Here is a 19,068-nt window from a genome sequence, read left to right as displayed (position 1 = left end):
TTTTTACGAAGTTGAATATCCAATGTATGCCCGTCTTTATCTATTGCACGATATAAATAACACCATTTTCCTTTGACTTTTATATAGGTTTCATCTAGCTTCCAAGATAATTGGACGTTTTTATTTTTCTTCTTCCAAATTTGATAGATAAGGTTTCCGTATTCATGAACCCAGCGCATGATAGTTGTTGGGTGAACTGAGATTCCACGTTCTTTTAAAATTTCAGAGACATCCCGATAACTTAAAGAAAAACGACAGTAGTACAGGGCGGCTACCAAAATAATATCTTTCGTGAACTGTTTTCCTTTAAAATATCGCCTTTGTGTTTCTCCTTACTCTTTTTTTCTAGAGTGTGATCTCATTTAGAAAACTTTGCACCAGAACCCGTTTCGGATATTGGGAATATTCCATTAGAAGCACATTGGAATATTTAAGCCAATGTGGAGCCTTAGTTTAAGGAGAAATAAAAGGTAAGTACATATTTAACATAACTAATATGTACTTACCTTTATTTTTTGAGGATTTTTAACTTTTAGGTCTTGATAATGAAAGTAAGCGTGTTTTTTCATTCTGCCAGCAAATTATCTCATTCATTATTACTTTGAAACTTGTTCTTTTGGCAAAACCATTCCTTTATATAGTTGCACCGTTATCCAGTAATATACAACATAAATAATAAGAAAAATTCCAATTGGCATCCACACTTTTACAAACGGATCAACTAAGAAGAGGCGGAACAAGTTAAGTCCTACTAAAATATGTGAAATACCAATGATAGCCGGGAAGATAAAGAGATATGAAATTTCTTTATAGATACTACGCGACAACATACTACGGCGTACTCCAATTTTTCGAAGCATTTCATAGCGACGTACATCACGAGAAGCTCCTGTTAAAATTTTAAACATAAGAGAGCTCGCCATCATAGCTAAGAATGCAATTCCAAGGAAGAATCCCATAAACATCGTACCGCTCATGAAACTATTCATAAATTGGTAAGTTGTCATTTTTGTATATAATTCTACTTTTCCGCCTTTTTCTTTTTCTACTAACTCTTTTTGTCGTTGATCAATATCTATTAACAACGGTTTATATTTTTGTAAGTCATCCACTTGCACTAGCGTGACACTATGTTCTGTTCCTTGAATGTTTTTATAATGGTCCTTATCTGCAATTCGAACAGGTTTCCCGTTGAATTGATTGTGTGTAACTTGAACTTCTCTTATGATTGCATCATTCCAATCACTTGGCATATGTGGAAGTTTACTTGCTTCCTCAGGTGCTTCCATAGATGTATAAAGAGGTTCCGTTAATGGTTCTTTTACACGTTTACGTACAGGCTCTTTGACATTCTTTGTATCTTGATGATCAGAAATGAGTGGTGGCTTTGCAGTTAAATCTTCTCGTAAATAATAGACTGCTTCCCCGTCCACTTTATATTTATAAGTTCGTTGCTCTTCAATTTTCATTTGTTTTAATGCGGCTATATCTTTTTCATTCGGATCATGAATTGTCGCATCATAGACTCGAGAAAAATCCGTCATAATACCAACATTTTTTTGAAAAGCCATTCCAGCTGTCATCGCCCCTGCACCAAGTGCAATTAGCATCGCGACAGTCCCAAGTACCCGAGATAAACTATTTATTCGAAAACGAAGCTGAGCATATGTAAAACTATTTAAACCTGTTTCATTTCGTTTTTTGTTGTTTTTTAACTTTGTTACAAACAATGGTAACAATGAACTAAAAATAAAATATGTCCCTATCGTTGTAGCACCCGTTGCTAGTATAAATCCTATTTCACGTAACTTGTCTATATGCAGTATAGAATAGTATCCTGTTCCTAACAGTAACACTCCCATTACAGTAAAAATGATAACGCGACGTTTACTCTTTTCTATTGTATCTTGTGTTTCATCTTCACGAAGTAGCTCAAGTTCAGTTTGACGCAATAACCGTATACTATTGATAAATCCAGTAATAATAAATAAGACCAAGAAGAATCCACATGTAACAAGAACTGCAGGTATATAAAATGGTGCATAGCCTTTCGCCGAAATTTCTAAACCATTCATTAAAAAATTCCCCGCTGCACTTGCTAGTAATATTCCTACAATAATCCCAATAATAATGCTGATAATTCCCATACCGAATGTTTCGATAAATAATAACTGGGCTACTTTTTTCTTCTTTGCACCGAGCATCATATACATACCAAGCTCTTTCCTGCGCAATGTAAGTAAAAAGGAATTCGCATATACGATATAAAAGACCGTAATGAAGGAAAGTAAGACAGCACCAACCCAAAATACAAGGCGAATACTATTAATCATACTATTATCTTTTGTAAATCGGCTGTTAATCGCCATCGTTTGAAACATATAGAAAATACTGATACTAATGACAAGACCAACAAGCAAAACAAGATAGTCCTTTAACATTTTTTTCATACTATGACGTGATAATTTCAATAACATGATCTCGCCCCCTATTTGGATTCAGCCGCTGAGCCCATATGAGCAAGCACACCTAAAATATCTTGATAGAAATCCTCTCGTGTTCCTTGGCGTTTCAATTCTTTATAGAGTAGCCCATCTTGAATAAATAGAATCCGCTCACAATAACTTGCACTAAATGCATCATGCGTTACCATTAATATACTTACTCTATGATTTTCATGTAAGTCTTGCATCGCTTCTAATAAACTCTTCGCATTTTTGCTATCAAGTGCTCCTGTTGGTTCATCCGCTAATACAATGGCCGGATTATGTACTAAAGCTCGTGCTGCAGCTGTTCTTTGTTTTTGTCCACCAGAGACAGCTGATGGATATTTTGTTAAAATTTCAACAATATCTAATTTCTGTGCAACCTCATTTACTTTCCCGCTTATCTCACTTAAAGGCACTCCTTGTAGTGAAAGTGGCAAAGCAATATTCTCATAGATCGAGAGATTTTCAAGCAAATTAAAATCTTGAAAAATAAACCCCAGTTTTTGAGAACGGAAATCTGATAAAGCGTTCCCCTTCATTGAAGTAATATCTGTGCCTGCTATCGTCACACTTCCTCCTGTCGCATGATCAAGTGTACTAATTACATTTAGTAGTGTCGTTTTTCCAGATCCAGAAGGTCCCATAATCCCAACGAATTCCCCTTCTTGTATCGTAAGCGATACCCCTCTTAATGCTTTTGACTGGCTTTCATTTCTTTTGCCATATGTTTTCTCCACACTTTCTACTGTCACTACATTTGTTGCCATTCCTATCACTCCATCCCTTTTGTATATCATTACTTTGTCATACATTTCTTAGATTTCTCCTACATAAATTCTTAAGATTTTTTTAATTTTTCATTTTTTTATAACAAAATTGATAAAAAATCTTCTATCCTTTACTTTCTTTTTTAATATTCTCACTTTTACTCACAATCTTCCTGCGATTTATCTTACATTCACCTTACATTTTTGTAAGGGACAAAAATAACAACCTAAAATCCCCCACCTACACTTTGCTTAGAAGCGGGCGCTTCTAAATATATTAAGACAAACATAATTTAAAATAAGTAAAAATGGAGAGAAGAGCCGTCGACATATATTAAATCAGACCATGGTTATATCCTTTACAAGGAATCTAGTGGAATGAATATAGTTTTAGAGATTAAAAAGAAGAATGATGGATGGAAAGTAGAAAATAAACAGGTTAAAAATGATTTTTAACGACGAACAACTTCAAATAATTTCTTTATGATAGTAAAAAACACACTACTTACTTAAAGTAGTGTGTTTCAACCTGATTGATTTATGATTTATTACTTAGATCCTTTATTATAAACTTCCTTCCGTATACTTTCCATAAATGCAGATAGCGAAACCACTTCAGATTTTTCTTCACCATATTTACGCACATTTACAGATCCATTTTCCATTTCTTTATCCCCAATAACAAGAATGTATGGTATCTTTTGGAGCTGTGCCTCTCGTATTTTATACCCTAGTTTTTCACTACGAGCATCTCGTTCGGCGCGAAGGCCAACGCTCTTTAACTTTTCTTCAATTTCCTTTGTATATTGTTCATGTACTTGATTGGAAACAGGAATCACCTTTATTTGAACCGGAGCCAACCATGTTGGGAATGCCCCTCCGAAATGTTCAATTAGTATTCCTAGGAAACGATCAAAAGAGCCTAATACAGCACGGTGAATAACAACCGGTCTTCTTTTCTCATTTCTTTCATCAATATAATTCAAGTCAAATTTCTCTGGCATTTGGAAATCAAGCTGAACTGTTCCACATTGATGGCTTCTTTGTAAAGCATCTTTAATATGAAAATCAATTTTAGGTCCGTAAAATGCGCCATCTCCTTCGTTCACTCTATAGTTATAATTTAATGATTTCAGCACATTCTCGAGAGACGATTCAGCTTGGTTCCATAGCTCATCATCACCCATTGAATCTTCAGGTCTTGTTGAAAGCTCCACTTCATATTCAAAACCGAATGTTCTATAGACATAGTCAATTTGTTTTAACACTGACTTTATTTCACTTTCTATTTGATCAGGTGTCACAAATAAATGTGCATCATCCTGACAAAATGTACGAACTCTTAATAATCCATTTAATGCACCGCTGAATTCGTGGCGATGTACTTGACCAAATTCACACATTCGAATTGGTAAATCGCGATATGAATGTAGCTTATTTTTAAAGATAAGCATGTGTCCAGGGCAATTCATCGGTTTTAATGCAAAGCTTTTGTTGTCTACCTCTGAAAAATACATATTATCTTTATAATGATCCCAGTGCCCTGATTCTTCCCATAGCCCCTGATTCATCATAATGGGAGTACGCACTTCTTGGTAATCGTAGTTTTGTTGTATTTCTCTTAAAAAAGACTCTAATTCATTTCGAACCATTTGTCCTTTCGGTAAATAAAAAGGCATTCCTGGTGCTTCTTCCGAGAACATAAATAATTCAAGTTCATTTCCTAACTTACGATGGTTTCTCTTTGCTGCTTCTTCTACAAAATGCAAATAGCTTTCTAATTCTTTTTGAGAAGAAAACGCAACGCCATATATACGCTGAAGCACTTGATTATTACTATCCCCGCGCCAATATGCACCGGAAACGTGAGTTAATTGAAATGCTTTCAAGTAGCCAGTTGACGGTAAATGTGGACCACGACATAAATCAACAAATTCTCCTTGTTTATAAATTGTTACAATCTCATTTTCAGGGATTGCTTCTAAAAGCTCCAACTTTAGGTGATCATTTACATCTTGGAAAAGCTTTTCTGCTTCTTTTCGAGTGATTTCAACTCGCTCTATTTTCAAATTTTCATTCACAATATTCTTCATTTCTTTTTTAAGTTTAGGTAAGTCTTCAATACCTATACTACTTGGAAGATCCATATCATAATAAAAACCATTTTCTATAACAGGTCCTACGCCAAGTTTTACATCACCGTATATTCTCTTTACAGCTTGCGCTAATATATGTGCAGAAGTATGTCTTGCAACTTCTATTCCTTCCTCTGAATCCATAGTTATAATTTGAATTTTGGCATCCTGTTCGATATTTCGACGTAAGTCAAATAATTGATCATTCACCTTTCCGGCTACTGCTTTCTTTTTTAAACTTGAACTAATTGAGGCTGCAATCTCTTCTAGAGTAATTCCTTTTACATAGTCTTTGGCACTACCATCTGGAAAAATAATGTTAATCATCTGTTCTCTCATTTTAATCGCTCCATTTCATAAATAAAAAAGCACACTCATCCCTAATAATAGGGACGAGCGTGCTTTTACCCGTGGTTCCACCCAGATTCCCATCATACTAAACATACAATGGCTTCTTTCGCGGTAACGTCGCTTACACGGCACTAGATACTTTTATTTTCCCCAGTGCAGCTCTAAGGTGGTAAGTTATTTCACTGCGTTAGGAAGTTCTCAGCACTCCTTCCCTCTCTGTATAACCGTTAAAAATAACTCGTGTCCTTTTCTTCGCTTATTATGAAATTAAAAATAAAAAAGCATACTCATCCCTAATAATAGGGACGAATATGCTTATATTCGTGGTTCCACCCAGATTCCCATCATATTAAACATACAATGGCTTCTTTTGCGGTAACGTCGCTTACACGGCACTAGATACTTTTATTTCCCCAGTGCAGCTCTAAGGTGGTAAGTTATTTCACTGCGTTAGGAAGTTCTCAGCGTTCCTTCCTTCTCTGTACAACCGTTAAAAATAACTCGTGTCCTTTTCTTTGCTTTTAAAACAACATCCATTAATTGTTGTTTAATATATCCTATTCCATTTATTTTGGCAAGTGTTTTAAAAATAAAAATAAAAAAAGATTTCCAAACATAAAGTGAAACTTTAATCAGTGAGGGCTTTTCTCATCCCCACTGATTATCATCCCTCACCAATCGGGCTTTTACGAGCAGTTGATTCCCCAACTATTTTCCTCGTTTTTCTCTGAATCTTGAGGTGGGGGTCTTACTGCCTATTAATGCGGGATAAAAAAAGAGAGAATAAACCAAAACAATTCACTGTTTCGGATTACCCTATCTTTTTTACCAATCTTGTGGTTCGTAGTTTAAGTCTGCAAATAATCTTTTTTTCTCTTTCTTCGTTAAATCTCTCCACTGTCCAACTGGTAAATTATTCAACTGGATATTCATAATTCGCGTACGTTTTAATGTGTATACTTGATAACCTAAAGCTTCACACATACGACGAATTTGGCGATTTAATCCTTGTGTTAAAATAATTTGGAATTCATATTTTGATAACTGTGTTATTTCACAAGGAAGTGTTTTTGTTCCTAAAATTTTAACACCCGCTGCCATTTCTTTTAAAAATTCAGGCGTAATCGGTTTATCTACTGAAACAATATATTCTTTTTCATGTTTATTTTCAGCACGTAAAATTTCATTAATAATATCGCCATCATTCGTTAACAAAATTAAACCGTCTGAATCTTTATCAAGACGTCCAACGTGATTAATTCGTAAAGGATGATTCACTAAATCGATAATGTTACCTTTAACTGCCTTTTCACTTGTACATGTAATACCTACTGGTTTATTTAAAGCGATATACACATGGTCTCGAGCAATTCGAAGCTGCTCTCCATTTACTCGGACGTCATCACCTGGTTGTACTTGGTCACCTATTTTTGCAACCTTTCCGTTAATAATTACTCTTCTTTCATTAATTAACTTATCTGCTCCGCGTCTAGATGCTTTTCCAGATTCACTAATAAATTTATTTATACGCAAGTTAGGCACATCCTTTTTTCTAAAAATTTCAAGCTCACACTGCTTCTACCGTACAATAACAAAAGGGTAAGCCTCCTAATATAACTTAAATATATTAACACGAAAGGGTATCTGACGTCTTCTATAATTTTCATGTTTAAAAGAAAAGAGTTCGTCTTATTGAACTACATACCAATAATACATTCGCTGCATGCCTTCTACTTTTAAACTAATAATTCATACAACTATAACTACTAAAATCATTCATCCTAGATATACACCATTTATTCACTTTTTTTATAATTAATATACAGACCATTCTTTTATACACACAACTTGCTTTCCATTTATATTTTCAACATCCTCGGTTACATTAGCTAACTCATATAATCCAGGAAAAATTTCTTTCACATAACGCTGATGTGACATTTCATTTTCCCAAAAAGAAAGGACGACATAGCGATTGGAGTTTTTAAGAGATCTTCCCACAACGCCGCCTAACATTCCTTCTGATTTTTCCATTCCTTTATTCCAAATTGTTTCTTGTATATGTAAAAAGTTCTCTTCCCTGTCTCTTTTCACATCACAAACTGCTGCTCTGACAAATAGATTTTTTGCAAGTACATTCGTAAATGGAGTAGCTTTTATATCAAATAACGTTTGAAATAACTCTATTTCACAAGATACATACGTATCCTTTTGATTGCTATTATGAAAAATTGGATCATGCATTTCATTCATAAATTTTTGATATGTATTCATGTTTTCCCATACAGTAAATATACAGGCCTCATCTTCATTCCAGCCCCCGAACTGTCCATAAAATCCCTCTAGATTTTGTAAACCTCTCCATTTCTCTTGCGCCTCTGAAAACAAACCCTTTTTCTCTTTTTCTACCTGACAAAATATCGTTTTTAATAACATATAGATCCCCCCTAATTATATATTCCGTATTCCTTTTGCAATGATTGCTATTTCTTCACCTACTATTTAAAAAATCAAACACTTTTATTTACATAATAAAATTACAATCTATTCAATTGTTTTTTTAAAATACTGATTCGCTTCTTTTATCATCCAATCTCCCAGTAGCTCTAAAAAAGACAAAATTTCTGTTATGTCGTCTATAGGGTTAACTGCATATTGCAGCGCTTTCCTCATACTTTGTTCTTGCTCTGGAAAATGCTTACTAAACAACTCATACGCTGGATGAAGGTCTCTAGAATAAAGTCCTTCTTTATCAATTGTTAATGCTAATCCTGCTCTAACTATGATTTTCATAATCCAGCGGCAACAATCTAATATATCTTCCCTACCTTTATTATGAATTAATTCTTTACATGCTTGTTCAATTTGTGGCTGTAAATGTATAAGATGTTCACGTGCTAATTCTCGACTTACTTTATATTTAGGTAGCTGTGATCTTATATCTTCACCGAGTATACATACTCCATGTGTTTGAATCATAAAACTTATAAACGACAAACGACTGGAATGTAACACTTCTTCAACATCATAAAAACTTAATTCCACTCCAGATATACAACCAAATTTTTGAAGCAATTGTTGCTCTATACTTTCGATCCATTCCAAGTCTATTGCCCTCGGATCTTTTCGAACTAATATAATTGTGTCTATATCTGCAATCCCCTCTATTCCAATCCCTCTTGGAACAGACCCTCTAATGTAAATGCTATGCAAATCATCCTGTAACGATTGAAAACACGTATTCTTTACTTCTTGTATTACCTCCAGAAAAACTGGTTGAATTTTATTGATATGTGAATCATTTATAATGTAGCCCGTATCATCCACAGGACAAAAACGACCTATTTTCTTAATAATTGACAATCAATCAGCTCATTTCTATATAAAGTGTTATATACAAATTAATTATAAATTAAAAAATTAAGAATAAAAACAAAAATACACCTTATCGTGGTGTGCTTATAATGTATTTACTAAATAATTCAATAAAAAGAGTATATTGACAATGAAACTCGCATTCTCAGTAACTGATTCAACTCATATTCAAAAGATTGAAGCAGAAGGTTTGAAACTACTAAACGAATTACAAAGCTTCATACCTTTATTGCAAGAAAAGGTTACAATCCTCTCACCACCAAAAGGAATCGTATTTCACGATTTAGAATCTGCAACACAAGTTTATTCAAATATTCCTATGCCAGCTTATACTTCACGTGATTTGATTCATATTACACCACTTATTGATGTATGGAAAAACATCTACTTATCTGTAACTGACGGAAAAGAGCTTGAAAAAGCTCAGGAATATTATAAGCAACTTAATATACTCGACATCGCAACTATTGCTGCACATGAATTTGTACATCACGCTGAAGAATTCCATAGTGATTTTGATGAAATTGATGAAGAATCGATGTGGTTTGAAGAAGGCGTATGCTTTTATTTACCAAGAAAACTAATGATTTCACATAAACAATTTAAAACAATTATGCAGGTAGAAGATGAATTAATTAGCATATATCAAGCTGAATTTAGTAATTACCCTTTAAATGAGTTCGGCAAGTCTGCGGAAAGTGGATCATATGCGGGAGCTTTTTATGATTATTGGCGAAGTACGAAATTGATTCGTATACTAGTAGAACAATATTTTAATAATGATATTCAAGCATTATTTTCCTGTTATCACGAATAGGTTGAAATCAAAGAACAAATCTCACTTCATGCATTTTTCGTTCAGAAATTAAGTCTTTCCCCACTACATGCAAAGGAACTCGGATTGTTATCTTAAATAATAAATAGGACACAAACAAAGTAATCATCCTGTTTATGTCCTATTCCCCTGATATCTTAATCTACTCTTCAAACAAGTAATACATATTTTCCCCTGGATAATGTAATACAATTACCTTCCTATCTCCTTTTTGAAATACTACAGTATGGCCATCTTCTCCAAGGTTTTCCCATCCTTTTGCTTTTGATATAGGCATTAGACTTATATATTGATAATGTGCTTGATTTTCATCTTCAATATGAATAGCTGACATAGGAACTGGAAAATCTTTAATCTTTGATTCTTTCGTCATAAATATTAGCGCTAATAGCCCTCCTAAAACTCCTACCATAATAATATTGGAGTATATTTTCCGTCTCTTTTTCTCCATCAAAATCTCATCCTTATATGTTAATAAAAGTAAACTCCTTTAATGTTTTATCGGTTTTCACCATACAATGCTATTTATTATTGGACATTTATTTCACAAATCTTTTTTTCGACAAAATATAACAATTTTCAAACGTATAACTTGTTATTATAGATTAATACAACTTATGTTTTGCATATTAGGAGGAATTACTAAATGAAAAAATTGTTTCATAAAAAATGGTGGCTTTGTCTTTTTAGCACGCTGATAATTGCCAGCATTGGAGTCATTGTTTTTTTGAACTACACGAAAGAGAAAAAAATTCAAACTACTAAAGAGCCTATCGATAAAAAAATCTATCAACAAGAATTAAAATCCCAAATTGATTTACTTACTACAAACTACGATACTATCGTGGAACAGGAATGGTTACCAACATGGACTGAACTAAATTCAAAATCAGGTAACATAAATACAACTGAATTACTGGATAAAATAAATAATATAGCGAACCAATTCAACGAGATTTCTAAAAAAACGGAAACATTTAAAGCTGAAGAAAAAATGAAAGACCCTGCACTGAAGCAGAAAATAAATCATTTTAAAACCGCGTTTATAGCCGCTTCAAATTGTATGGAAAATGCCGCATTATCTATTACGCAAGGCTTAAACAATGAGAAACCCTTAAAAGATAGTTTAGAAAATGCTACGCAATCTTTAGGTCTTGCTGATCAAAATATTGTCATGGCTTTATCTACGTTAGCTGAACTAGAAGGCATATTAGGGATAACCAAAAAATAAATTGACGACATCATTCCCTTCCATTTTAAAAGATAAAAATTTTGTTCAAAAGTATCTTCCAATAAAAAATAATTGCAATTCATTTATAAGGAACCTATAATGTTGTTTATTGATTATGTAAAAATCATTTCATATCAATATAATTAAGTTTTTAATCACATAATTCGGATGAACCATTCAGGAGAAGGTCAATTGATCTACCGACGGGGCAAAAAGTTGATGATTCAACTTTGAAACTCTCAGGTCTTGGTTACAAGTAGAACTGCATGGGGACGAATCTCTGGAGAGACTCCCTCTCGCCTATCATATAGTGCAGAGGAAACAGAGCACCGAAGGAGCAAATCCGCTTATATTAGCGGATAATCTCTCAGGTAAAAGGACAGAGACAAGCGAAAGAAAACGCCGATTTGTATCGGTTTATTTTTCTATTCCTTGTTTCTCCAGAGACCATTTCATTTATGTGAAGTGGTTTTTTATTTTTTCTAAAAGGAGAATAAAGATGGAGACAGTAAGTAAAGTATTAGAACAAATCAATCACTACGTATGGGGATTACCGACCTTATTCCTTCTAGTCGGAACTGGAATCATTCTCACAGTGCGCCTAAAAGGTTTACAGTTTAGTAGACTATTATACGCTCACAAACTAGCATTTCGAAAATCAGAAGACACATCTTCTTTGGGAGATATTAGTCATTTCCAGGCACTCATGACCGCAATGGCCGCAACTATTGGGATGGGAAATATAGCCGGTGTCGCAACAGCTGTTACAATCGGTGGGCCAGGGGCAATATTTTGGATGTGGATCACTGCCTTGTTCGGTATGGCCACGAAATATGCAGAAGCAATCCTCGCGGTAAAATATCGTGTAAGTAATGAAAACGGCGAATATTCCGGTGGTCCAATGTATTACTTAGAACGTGGTTTAGGGAAAAAATGGCTTGCTATTTTATTTGCCATTTTCGGAACAACCGCTTCTTTTGGAATCGGAAATATGGTGCAATCGAATTCCGTTGCAGAAGCTATGAGAATAAACTTTTCGTTTCCCCCTGCTTTAACTGGTATATTAATGGCTTTCTTAATTGCGATTGTTATTTTAGGTGGCGTAAAAAAAATCGGGAAAGTCACTGGATTTTTCGTTCCACTTAAAGCTTTCTTTTATGTAATTTCTGGTCTCATTATTATTTTTTATCACTTTGATCAAGTCCCAGAAGCATTTTCACTTATTTTTTCTGGTGCATTTCAAGGTACTGCAGCGGCTGGTGGTTTTATCGGTGCAACCGTTGCTTCTGCTATTCAAATTGGGATGGCACGCGGAGTATTTGCCAATGAAGCAGGCTTAGGAAGCGCTCCAATTGCTGCTGCTGCTGCAAAAACAGATTCACCTGCCAAACAAGCGCTTGTGTCAATGACAGGAACTTTCCTCGATACCTTTATTGTTTGTACAATTACTGGTTTAGTATTAATTACAACAGGTGCCTGGAAATCTGGAAAAACTGGTGTTGAAGCAACAACACTCGCTTTCCAATCTGTATTTGGCGATACTGGTAGTATGATACTTGGTATTGCAATCATATTATTTGCCTACTCCACTATTTTAGGATGGTCTTATTATGGTGAAAAATGTGTAGCTTATTTATTCGGACAAGGTGCTGTGAAATACTATAAAGCCATCTTCATTGTAATGATTGCAATTGGTGCCAACTTAAAACTCGGAATCGTTTGGACATTTGCTGATATCGCAAACGGACTTATGGCTATTCCAAACTTAATCGGTCTAATTGGATTAAGTGGTGTTGTGGTAGCAGAAACACATCGTTTCTTACAAGCTGAAAAACTCAAAACATCAAATAAAAAAATAGCAAGTTAATCAACATTTAATGCCAAGGGTATCCCATATAGAAATAGGATACCCTTTATTTGTATTATTTCTTTATTTCGTAACATTACTTTGCAAAATTGATAATTCCATTACTTTTTTTAAATACTTTAAGTTTGATGTGAAAACCTCAGGAGCATACCAATTTTTATAAGCATTCGGACATTCGATCTCATCAATACTTGTATTCTCTCTAACTAATAACGTTAATTTCTCCATGTACTCTATCACTTTTCTCAAGTCTGTTTTTACACCTACAGGGCCATGTCCTGGTACTACCTTTTCAATTTCAAATTCCTCAATCATTTCTAACATACCCTTCCATTCTTGAAGATTAGATTCTTCAAAAAAAGTAGGATGTGATTTCACAAATAACAAATCACCCATAAAACAAACCTTCTCTTTAGGTAAGTAAAGAATCGTATCACAAACGGAATGCCCTCCGCCTAACGTAATCAATTTTGCAGTTCTCTTCGAACCATGTATAGTAAATTCATTTTGGAAAGAATATTGAGGTAATACAAGTCGCAGTGTGGGTAATGAAATCGCTAACTGATTTAAGAATGAAATCTGTTTTCGTAAGCTTTCATCATTTGTTTGAGTGAATTGATCTTGTAGGGATTGTATATATGTATGTAAACCTTCTATGTCTTGTTTCTGTTTATCAATTTTGGAAGGATGAATTTCTGCCATTTGCTCGTATGTTTTATGACTAGATATGATATTACAATTTTTAAAAACTTGATTTCCACGAATATGGTCTCCGTGCCAATGACTATTAATAACCCATGATATAGAATGACCTGTTATTTCTTCTGCTATCTCCTTTAAATCTGCAGCTGCTTGTTGTGTGTTAAACGTATCAAAAATAATCGTTTGATCTCCTATATCAACAAAACCGGCATTGGCTAAGGAGCCTCCTCCTTCTTTTGCAATTGCCGCGTAAATACCATCATTTAATTTCTCAATCGTAAAATGTTCGCTACTACATTCTTTATACATTTCTTTCCTCTCCTTCTATTCTCAGTGTATTTGAATACTAAGCTATCATTTTCTCCATTAAGATTTTTGTTCTGCATGTAAATAAAATACAAAGTCCGTCATAGTAGATGGATAACCTAGTTGCCGCAACATAGCTGTTATATTTCCTCTATGATATGTTCCATGATTTACAACATGCTGCACTAATTCAGATACAGAGGTTTTTAATCTTCCAGCGTATGGATTATCAAGTAGAATTACCTGATTCATATCCTTTTGTTTATCCAAAAACACTTTATACTGCTGCGTTACTTTGTGGAACAGATTTTTCAATTCATCCATTGTTTTGTTTTCGACTTGCTCTTGTAACTCCTTTCCTACCTGTAACGCTTCAGCCATACTTTTACCATTTAAAACATGTAACCATACACAATCCACTACATAAATATGAATCAGTACCTTTTCTATAGAAGGAAATACACTTTGAACTTCTTGATAATACACCTCTTAAGGGAGCTCCCTTAGATGCTCAAGTATTCTTTTATTTGCCCATGTATGATAATCAAATTGTTTTATCATATATTGTTTCATATTCTATTCTCCTTTCCTTATTTTCACGTAACTACATTCTTACCTCACAAAATATAAATCTAATTTCTGAGATTCTACCTCCTTATCCGCCTTAACAATACCAATCTCCTCTATTCTATTCGCTAGCACAGATTTATATTTTACATACGTTTTAAACTCGCCTTCAAAAGGGAACGGTGTAATACGAATCGTTTCTTTATCTAACCACTCTGCCTTTAATCGTTCATTTGTGTTCTTATTAAAAGTTTCAGTTCCTTCAAATCCCTCTTTAAATAAATCAATTTCTTTTTCTTTCTTTACACCAGGTTCATTCATACAAGCATATAACGATAGCTCATCACAAAACTTTAAAAGTTTATAGTGTATATCGAACATATCATACTGCTCTGTTGTTAACGTTTTCAAAAATTTCTTTTGACGATCCAATTCCTGTTTATAAAACTTTATCATTTCATCGTCTTCTTGATTAAGAGGAAATGATATGAAATGTTTACTACAAAGTATAGCACCATAAGGATTTGTATGTTCAATCTCATTCAACCCTAAGGTATAAAAAACAAATCTCAATGAACTTGGACAATCCATAAACGTATAAGGTGAATTTTTAGCATCATTCCAAATTGGCGTTGTATCTAAGCCAATCCATCCCCTATCATGTTCATAAATCGCATCAATACACTCTTTTAAATATGTTTTATCTTCAAATACATCTTTTCTAAATTTTTTTGCAAATTCTCCTGCCAAAAAACCATGATCATGCTGCCGAATTACTATTAATTCTTCTAGCTTTGTGCGAATAATCATTATAGAATCCTCCTTACTTCTATTTTATATATCGATTGTACTATAATCTATATATATCCTCTTTTTTCAAGAAACAATTCAAATAAATTCCTTCATACTTTGCAGGGATTCCGCCTCTTTCACCGAAATTAAGATAACAATGCAATCCTATCAATATTTTACATTAACAAAAATTTCTCTATCATATCACTCATTCCAAAAATAGACTTAGACAAAAAATTAATATGAGGTGAAAAAAATGAACAAAACTGAATTAATTAAAAATGTAGCCCAAACTGCCGATATCTCCCAAAAGGAAGCTTCAGCAGCTGTCCAATCTGTATTTGATACAATTGCGAATGCTTTACAAACTGGTGACAAAGTGCAACTTATTGGTTTTGGCACATTCGAAGTACGGGAAAGAGCTGCACGTACTGGCCGAAACCCACAAACAGGTGAGGAAATTCAAATTGCAGCTGGTAAAGTTCCTGCCTTTAAAGCCGGAAAAGAATTAAAAGAAGCTGTAAAATAACAATAAACCAGCCAATTAGGCTGGTTTATTGTTTTATTTCATGACCGCATATATATTATCCTCATGATATACTTCACAAATATAAAATAAGCATCTACAGTTGCTTACGATTTGATATTTTCTCGTAGGGTATATACTAGATTGTAATAAGCAGCCATCAAACAGTTCAATAATATTTCCAGAAGGCTGATATCCTTGATATAGCATGTTTTTTCTTACTTCCATTTGCTCAACTAGGTTTTCAATAGGAACGTTTCCGTCTTCTAACTCTTTCACAATTTCACTTGGTAATAGTGAGGTATCAGTAAAAATTAGATTTTCAGATAACACCTTTCCTTTGTAACTAATGGATGAAACTCGGTAAAGAAATGTTCCATTTTTATCAAAAAAGCTTCTCGCTTCTTTTGGAATATATTCCCTATCTAACATTTCTTGTTCCACAACATTGAACTGAACTATATCTTTCACAATATTTTCTAAAGACGTAATAGATGACGTCTCTTTAGAAAACAATAAATCTTTAACCATTTTAACTACTGTAGCATCAGCCAATTCTCTTCTTCTATTTTCCATTACTAACATGACTAACACCTCTTCTATATTTATATAATCTAGCAGCCACTCAAGTGAACATATTCCTAAACTTACTTCATACGAAAAATATCAGTAGGTAACTGTTCTATTATCGATTATTGATACACACCTTCGTCAATTGAAGAATTACTATCCATTAACGAAGGAGAAGTCTAGTACTCTCTAAAAGTGTTCCTGCATCAAACTGCCTCATTTCTGTTACATCTTTGTTTAATAAAGCTATTGAAGCAACATAGCCTGAGCCAGGTTGCAAATTCATCAAAGTTGTAGTCTCAACAAGCTGTGACTTATCCTGAAAAACAAGGAGTTCCGGTAAATGATCTGGAGTTGATACAGTAAGATTAGAAGGTGACATCATTAACCCTTCTCCAGTAGCCTTAAGTATCGCTTCCTTCCGCGTCCAATATGTTAAAAACCCTTCAATTCGCCTTTCAACTGGCAGTTGCATTAACTGAGCAATTTCTATATCTGTTAATACTCCTACTGCCATCTTAAGTACATCAATATTAGAATTTATTTGTTCTACATCTATACCAATAGGTGTAGATGTTGTAAACGCAACAGCAACTCGTTCTCCTGAATGTGACACAGATAGCTGCGGCATGCCTACAGGTAATTGCGGACGTCCATGCGCTAGCTTACAAACTGAACAGGTTCGATCGATTGGTACTTGAAGCGGAGACATTGCGAGTTGTTTTCCTAGTACCAATCGACTAATTGCACATCCAATCATAAATCTTGCTCGGTCCTCAGAATGACGGAACAAATTTGCTTTTTCACGCTCCGTTTCATTTAATAAACTATAGTGCCAAGATTGCAAGTCTGAAATTCGCGCCCACCATACTTGACAGTGATGACTTCTTAACTCTGGTACGGAATCTACAATCTCCCAATCTTTCATAAAAATTCTCCCCTTTTTATATCCAATATTCATACTAAGAAAAGTATAGAACCTATTCCATCCTTCAGCAAATATCCCTACTAACATTTCCCCTTCTCACTTTTCATCATTGCTATTGTAATAGAGAAACCTACCCAGATTTATTATTACACCTGGGCAGATTCTTCCTCCTTTATTCACCTGCAACTGCTTTTGAATGAGCTTCATTTGATTGGACTGACGTTTTTTTCTTTGATGTATCTATTACTTCCGCATCACGAATACGTAATGCAAATAATAATGCTATGAATAGGAATACAGCTGCACCAAGCAGGGCCATTTGATACGCTACAATACTAGCACTCTCATTTCCTGCTCCACTTACATCATGATTTCCAAAAGCTGCTAAAAGACTTGCAAGAATTGCAACACCGATGGCGGAACCTAATCGATTTTGCACATTAAAAATAGTTGTCGCCCTCCCCATTGAAGACGGATGAATATTATTAAAAGCTGAAAATTGTACAGCTCCTACAGAATGACCTAGGAAAAATCCTATGCCAAACAATAGAATACGGACCAGCCAAGGGTTTGTTTCCTGATTCACGAAGCTTAAAACAACAAATATAATCGCTGCACATAGCAAACCGGTAGAAATCAACTTACGTGGCCCAAGTCTTTTGTAAGACAAAGGCACAATTTGCGAAGCAATCATTAACCCGATTGCTTCTGGAAATGTTGTAAGACCTGTTTCTAGTGCCGACGCATGTAATACATTTTGATACATAAGTGGGAATATAAATAACATACCTAGTAATCCAGCAGCCGAAAATAACGAAATGAGACTCATATTCCGAAATAAACGATCTTGCAGCAAACATAAGTCTAGCATCGGCTGCTTCACACGAAGTTCAACAAATACAAAGAGAATAATAAGCAAAAGTCCACCTAATCCTGTCCCTATTATTTCTGAGGAACCCCATCCTTTGGATGGCCCTTGACTCATTGCATATATCAACATTGCAAATCCTGGTGCGGAAAGCATAAAACCAGGTAAATCTAACCGCCCAGCAGTTTTTTCAATATGCTCTACTAAAAATAACGCACCAATTAGTAAAGCTACTATTCCAAACGGTAGATTAATATAAAATGCCCAGCGCCAAGACATATGATCCACAAAGAACCCGCTAACAATTGGTCCTATTGCAGGCGCAACAGCAATAGGCAAGACGATGAACCTAGAAATCTTCGGTCTTTCTTGTGGTGAAAATGTTCGAAATAACATTGCCATTCCTACTGGCGTCAATAATCCTCCGCCAGCACCTTGTATGATACGGAATATATTTAAGGCAGTAATATTATCAGCAATTCCGCATAGCGCGGAAGCAGCTGTAAATACAGAAAGAGCAATTAGGAATACTCGCTTTGTACCAAACCGATCTCCAAGCCACCCAGAAATAGGTAAAAACACAGCCAAACTTACTAAATATCCAACATTAACTGTCCCCATTGCTGAAGGTGGAACTTGTAGTTCATGACTAATCGTTTGCAGAGCTACATTTACAATCGTTGCATCCATAGCAGCCATAAACATAGCCGTTACATATACAACACTAACAACAATTTTCGGATTCAGCTTCAAATTCAT

The 19,068-nt window shown here is 34.5% G+C and carries 17 protein-coding genes, 1 pseudogene, 1 riboswitch and 2 other annotated features; of the genes and pseudogenes, 4 read left to right on the top strand and 14 right to left on the bottom strand.

Features of this window, described 5'->3' with window-relative positions; all coding sequences use genetic code 11:
* From C564_RS35370 to C564_RS0124595, 7 genes are all read right to left on the bottom strand, one after another.
* On the bottom strand, positions 1 to 284 hold a 284-nt coding region (locus tag C564_RS35370; protein ID WP_155896292.1), incomplete at its 3' end, for an IS6 family transposase.
* Positions 285 to 596: 312 nt separating this feature from the next.
* Positions 597 to 2,477 (bottom strand): FtsX-like permease family protein, encoded by a 1,881-nt coding sequence (locus tag C564_RS0124620; RefSeq protein WP_018767216.1) that lies wholly within the window; start codon positions 2,475 to 2,477, stop codon positions 597 to 599.
* Positions 2,478 to 2,488: 11 nt separating this feature from the next.
* Complete coding sequence (locus C564_RS0124615) at positions 2,489 to 3,256, bottom strand: ABC transporter ATP-binding protein (protein WP_026008700.1); 768 nt, start codon at positions 3,254 to 3,256, stop codon at positions 2,489 to 2,491.
* A 548-nt stretch (positions 3,257 to 3,804) separates the two neighbouring features.
* The gene (gene thrS, locus C564_RS0124610; protein ID WP_018767214.1) at positions 3,805 to 5,730 is read right to left on the bottom strand and encodes a threonine--tRNA ligase; all 1,926 of its coding nucleotides are present in this window, start codon (positions 5,728 to 5,730) and stop codon (positions 3,805 to 3,807) included.
* Positions 5,731 to 5,776: 46 nt separating this feature from the next.
* Positions 5,777 to 6,004: a binding site (T-box leader), on the bottom strand.
* A 36-nt stretch (positions 6,005 to 6,040) separates the two neighbouring features.
* Positions 6,041 to 6,267 (bottom strand) — a binding site (T-box leader).
* A 300-nt stretch (positions 6,268 to 6,567) separates the two neighbouring features.
* On the bottom strand, positions 6,568 to 7,275 hold the full coding sequence (gene rluF / locus C564_RS0124605) for a 23S rRNA pseudouridine(2604) synthase RluF (RefSeq protein WP_003197651.1): 708 nt from the start codon (positions 7,273 to 7,275) through the stop codon (positions 6,568 to 6,570).
* Positions 7,276 to 7,557: 282 nt separating this feature from the next.
* Positions 7,558 to 8,178, bottom strand: a complete 621-nt coding sequence (locus tag C564_RS0124600; RefSeq protein WP_003197649.1) for a DUF4937 domain-containing protein — start codon at positions 8,176 to 8,178, stop codon at positions 7,558 to 7,560.
* A gap of 108 nt (positions 8,179 to 8,286) precedes the next feature.
* Positions 8,287 to 9,105 (bottom strand): hypothetical protein, encoded by an 819-nt coding sequence (locus C564_RS0124595; protein WP_018767213.1) that lies wholly within the window; start codon positions 9,103 to 9,105, stop codon positions 8,287 to 8,289.
* Between the two features lie 142 nt (positions 9,106 to 9,247).
* Here C564_RS0124595 and C564_RS33780 point away from each other — a divergent pair, with 142 nt between their 5' ends.
* Positions 9,248 to 9,934: a hypothetical protein gene (locus tag C564_RS33780; RefSeq protein WP_018767212.1), complete on the top strand. Its 687-nt coding sequence runs from the start codon at positions 9,248 to 9,250 to the stop codon at positions 9,932 to 9,934.
* A gap of 160 nt (positions 9,935 to 10,094) precedes the next feature.
* Here C564_RS33780 and C564_RS0124585 read toward each other — a convergent pair whose 3' ends face one another.
* A complete protein-coding gene (locus tag C564_RS0124585) occupies positions 10,095 to 10,403 on the bottom strand; it encodes a hypothetical protein (protein ID WP_018767211.1) in 309 nt (102 codons plus the stop codon).
* A 195-nt stretch (positions 10,404 to 10,598) separates the two neighbouring features.
* Between C564_RS0124585 and C564_RS0124580 the strand changes: the two genes are divergently transcribed.
* Positions 10,599 to 11,183 carry a hypothetical protein gene (locus tag C564_RS0124580; RefSeq protein ID WP_018767210.1) on the top strand — a complete coding sequence of 195 codons (585 nt, stop codon included), beginning with the start codon at positions 10,599 to 10,601 and terminating at the stop codon, positions 11,181 to 11,183.
* 270 nt (positions 11,184 to 11,453) lie between these two features.
* Positions 11,454 to 11,576: riboswitch (glycine riboswitch) on the top strand.
* A gap of 106 nt (positions 11,577 to 11,682) precedes the next feature.
* Positions 11,683 to 13,050 (top strand): alanine/glycine:cation symporter family protein, encoded by a 1,368-nt coding sequence (locus C564_RS0124575; RefSeq protein WP_018767209.1) that lies wholly within the window; start codon positions 11,683 to 11,685, stop codon positions 13,048 to 13,050.
* Between the two features lie 63 nt (positions 13,051 to 13,113).
* Here the strand turns inward: C564_RS0124575 and C564_RS0124570 are convergent, their stop codons facing one another.
* The 3 genes and pseudogenes from C564_RS0124570 to C564_RS0124555 all read right to left on the bottom strand — a co-directional run bounded on the left by C564_RS0124570 (position 13,114) and on the right by C564_RS0124555 (position 15,435).
* Positions 13,114 to 14,061, bottom strand: a complete 948-nt coding sequence (locus C564_RS0124570; RefSeq protein ID WP_018767208.1) for an MBL fold metallo-hydrolase — start codon at positions 14,059 to 14,061, stop codon at positions 13,114 to 13,116.
* A 57-nt stretch (positions 14,062 to 14,118) separates the two neighbouring features.
* Positions 14,119 to 14,631: pseudogene (locus tag C564_RS33775) on the bottom strand (DinB family protein).
* 39 nt (positions 14,632 to 14,670) lie between these two features.
* Complete coding sequence (locus C564_RS0124555; protein ID WP_018767206.1) at positions 14,671 to 15,435, bottom strand: DUF3891 family protein; 765 nt, start codon at positions 15,433 to 15,435, stop codon at positions 14,671 to 14,673.
* Between the two features lie 238 nt (positions 15,436 to 15,673).
* Here C564_RS0124555 and C564_RS0124550 point away from each other — a divergent pair, with 238 nt between their 5' ends.
* Positions 15,674 to 15,946 carry an HU family DNA-binding protein gene (locus tag C564_RS0124550; protein WP_018767205.1) on the top strand — a complete coding sequence of 91 codons (273 nt, stop codon included), beginning with the start codon at positions 15,674 to 15,676 and terminating at the stop codon, positions 15,944 to 15,946.
* 33 nt (positions 15,947 to 15,979) lie between these two features.
* Here the strand turns inward: C564_RS0124550 and C564_RS0124545 are convergent, their stop codons facing one another.
* From C564_RS0124545 to C564_RS0124535, 3 genes are all read right to left on the bottom strand, one after another.
* Positions 15,980 to 16,528: a hypothetical protein gene (locus C564_RS0124545; protein ID WP_018767204.1), complete on the bottom strand. Its 549-nt coding sequence runs from the start codon at positions 16,526 to 16,528 to the stop codon at positions 15,980 to 15,982.
* A gap of 148 nt (positions 16,529 to 16,676) precedes the next feature.
* Positions 16,677 to 17,441 (bottom strand): 4'-phosphopantetheinyl transferase family protein, encoded by a 765-nt coding sequence (locus tag C564_RS0124540; RefSeq protein ID WP_026008698.1) that lies wholly within the window; start codon positions 17,439 to 17,441, stop codon positions 16,677 to 16,679.
* A gap of 172 nt (positions 17,442 to 17,613) precedes the next feature.
* Entirely contained in the window at positions 17,614 to 19,068 is a 1,455-nt protein-coding gene (locus C564_RS0124535) for an MDR family MFS transporter (RefSeq protein WP_003197626.1), read from the bottom strand.

This window comes from Bacillus sp. 105MF (assembly GCF_000374885.1).
Lineage (GTDB): Bacteria > Bacillota > Bacilli > Bacillales > Bacillaceae_G > Bacillus_A > Bacillus_A pseudomycoides.
This window is presented reverse-complemented; position numbering and strand designations above follow the sequence as displayed.

What these genes read in the sequence shown, in the direction of transcription:
- C564_RS0124620 (WP_018767216.1), bottom strand. Translation starts at nt 2,477, where the DNA reads ATGTTATTGAAATTATCACGTCATAGTATGAAAAAAATGTTAAAGGAC.
- C564_RS0124615 (WP_026008700.1), bottom strand. Translation starts at nt 3,256, where the DNA reads ATGGCAACAAATGTAGTGACAGTAGAAAGTGTGGAGAAAACATATGGC.
- thrS (WP_018767214.1), bottom strand. Translation starts at nt 5,730, where the DNA reads ATGAGAGAACAGATGATTAACATTATTTTTCCAGATGGTAGTGCCAAA.
- C564_RS0124600 (WP_003197649.1), bottom strand. Translation starts at nt 8,178, where the DNA reads ATGTTATTAAAAACGATATTTTGTCAGGTAGAAAAAGAGAAAAAGGGT.
- C564_RS33780 (WP_018767212.1), top strand. Translation starts at nt 9,248, where the DNA reads ATGAAACTCGCATTCTCAGTAACTGATTCAACTCATATTCAAAAGATT.
- C564_RS0124585 (WP_018767211.1), bottom strand. Translation starts at nt 10,403, where the DNA reads ATGGAGAAAAAGAGACGGAAAATATACTCCAATATTATTATGGTAGGA.
- C564_RS0124580 (WP_018767210.1), top strand. Translation starts at nt 10,599, where the DNA reads ATGAAAAAATTGTTTCATAAAAAATGGTGGCTTTGTCTTTTTAGCACG.
- C564_RS0124575 (WP_018767209.1), top strand. Translation starts at nt 11,683, where the DNA reads ATGGAGACAGTAAGTAAAGTATTAGAACAAATCAATCACTACGTATGG.
- C564_RS0124570 (WP_018767208.1), bottom strand. Translation starts at nt 14,061, where the DNA reads ATGTATAAAGAATGTAGTAGCGAACATTTTACGATTGAGAAATTAAAT.
- C564_RS0124555 (WP_018767206.1), bottom strand. Translation starts at nt 15,435, where the DNA reads ATGATTATTCGCACAAAGCTAGAAGAATTAATAGTAATTCGGCAGCAT.
- C564_RS0124550 (WP_018767205.1), top strand. Translation starts at nt 15,674, where the DNA reads ATGAACAAAACTGAATTAATTAAAAATGTAGCCCAAACTGCCGATATC.
- C564_RS0124545 (WP_018767204.1), bottom strand. Translation starts at nt 16,528, where the DNA reads ATGTTAGTAATGGAAAATAGAAGAAGAGAATTGGCTGATGCTACAGTA.
- C564_RS0124540 (WP_026008698.1), bottom strand. Translation starts at nt 17,441, where the DNA reads ATGAAAGATTGGGAGATTGTAGATTCCGTACCAGAGTTAAGAAGTCAT.
- C564_RS0124535 (WP_003197626.1), bottom strand. Translation starts at nt 19,068, where the DNA reads ATGAATTTGAAGCTGAATCCGAAAATTGTTGTTAGTGTTGTATATGTA.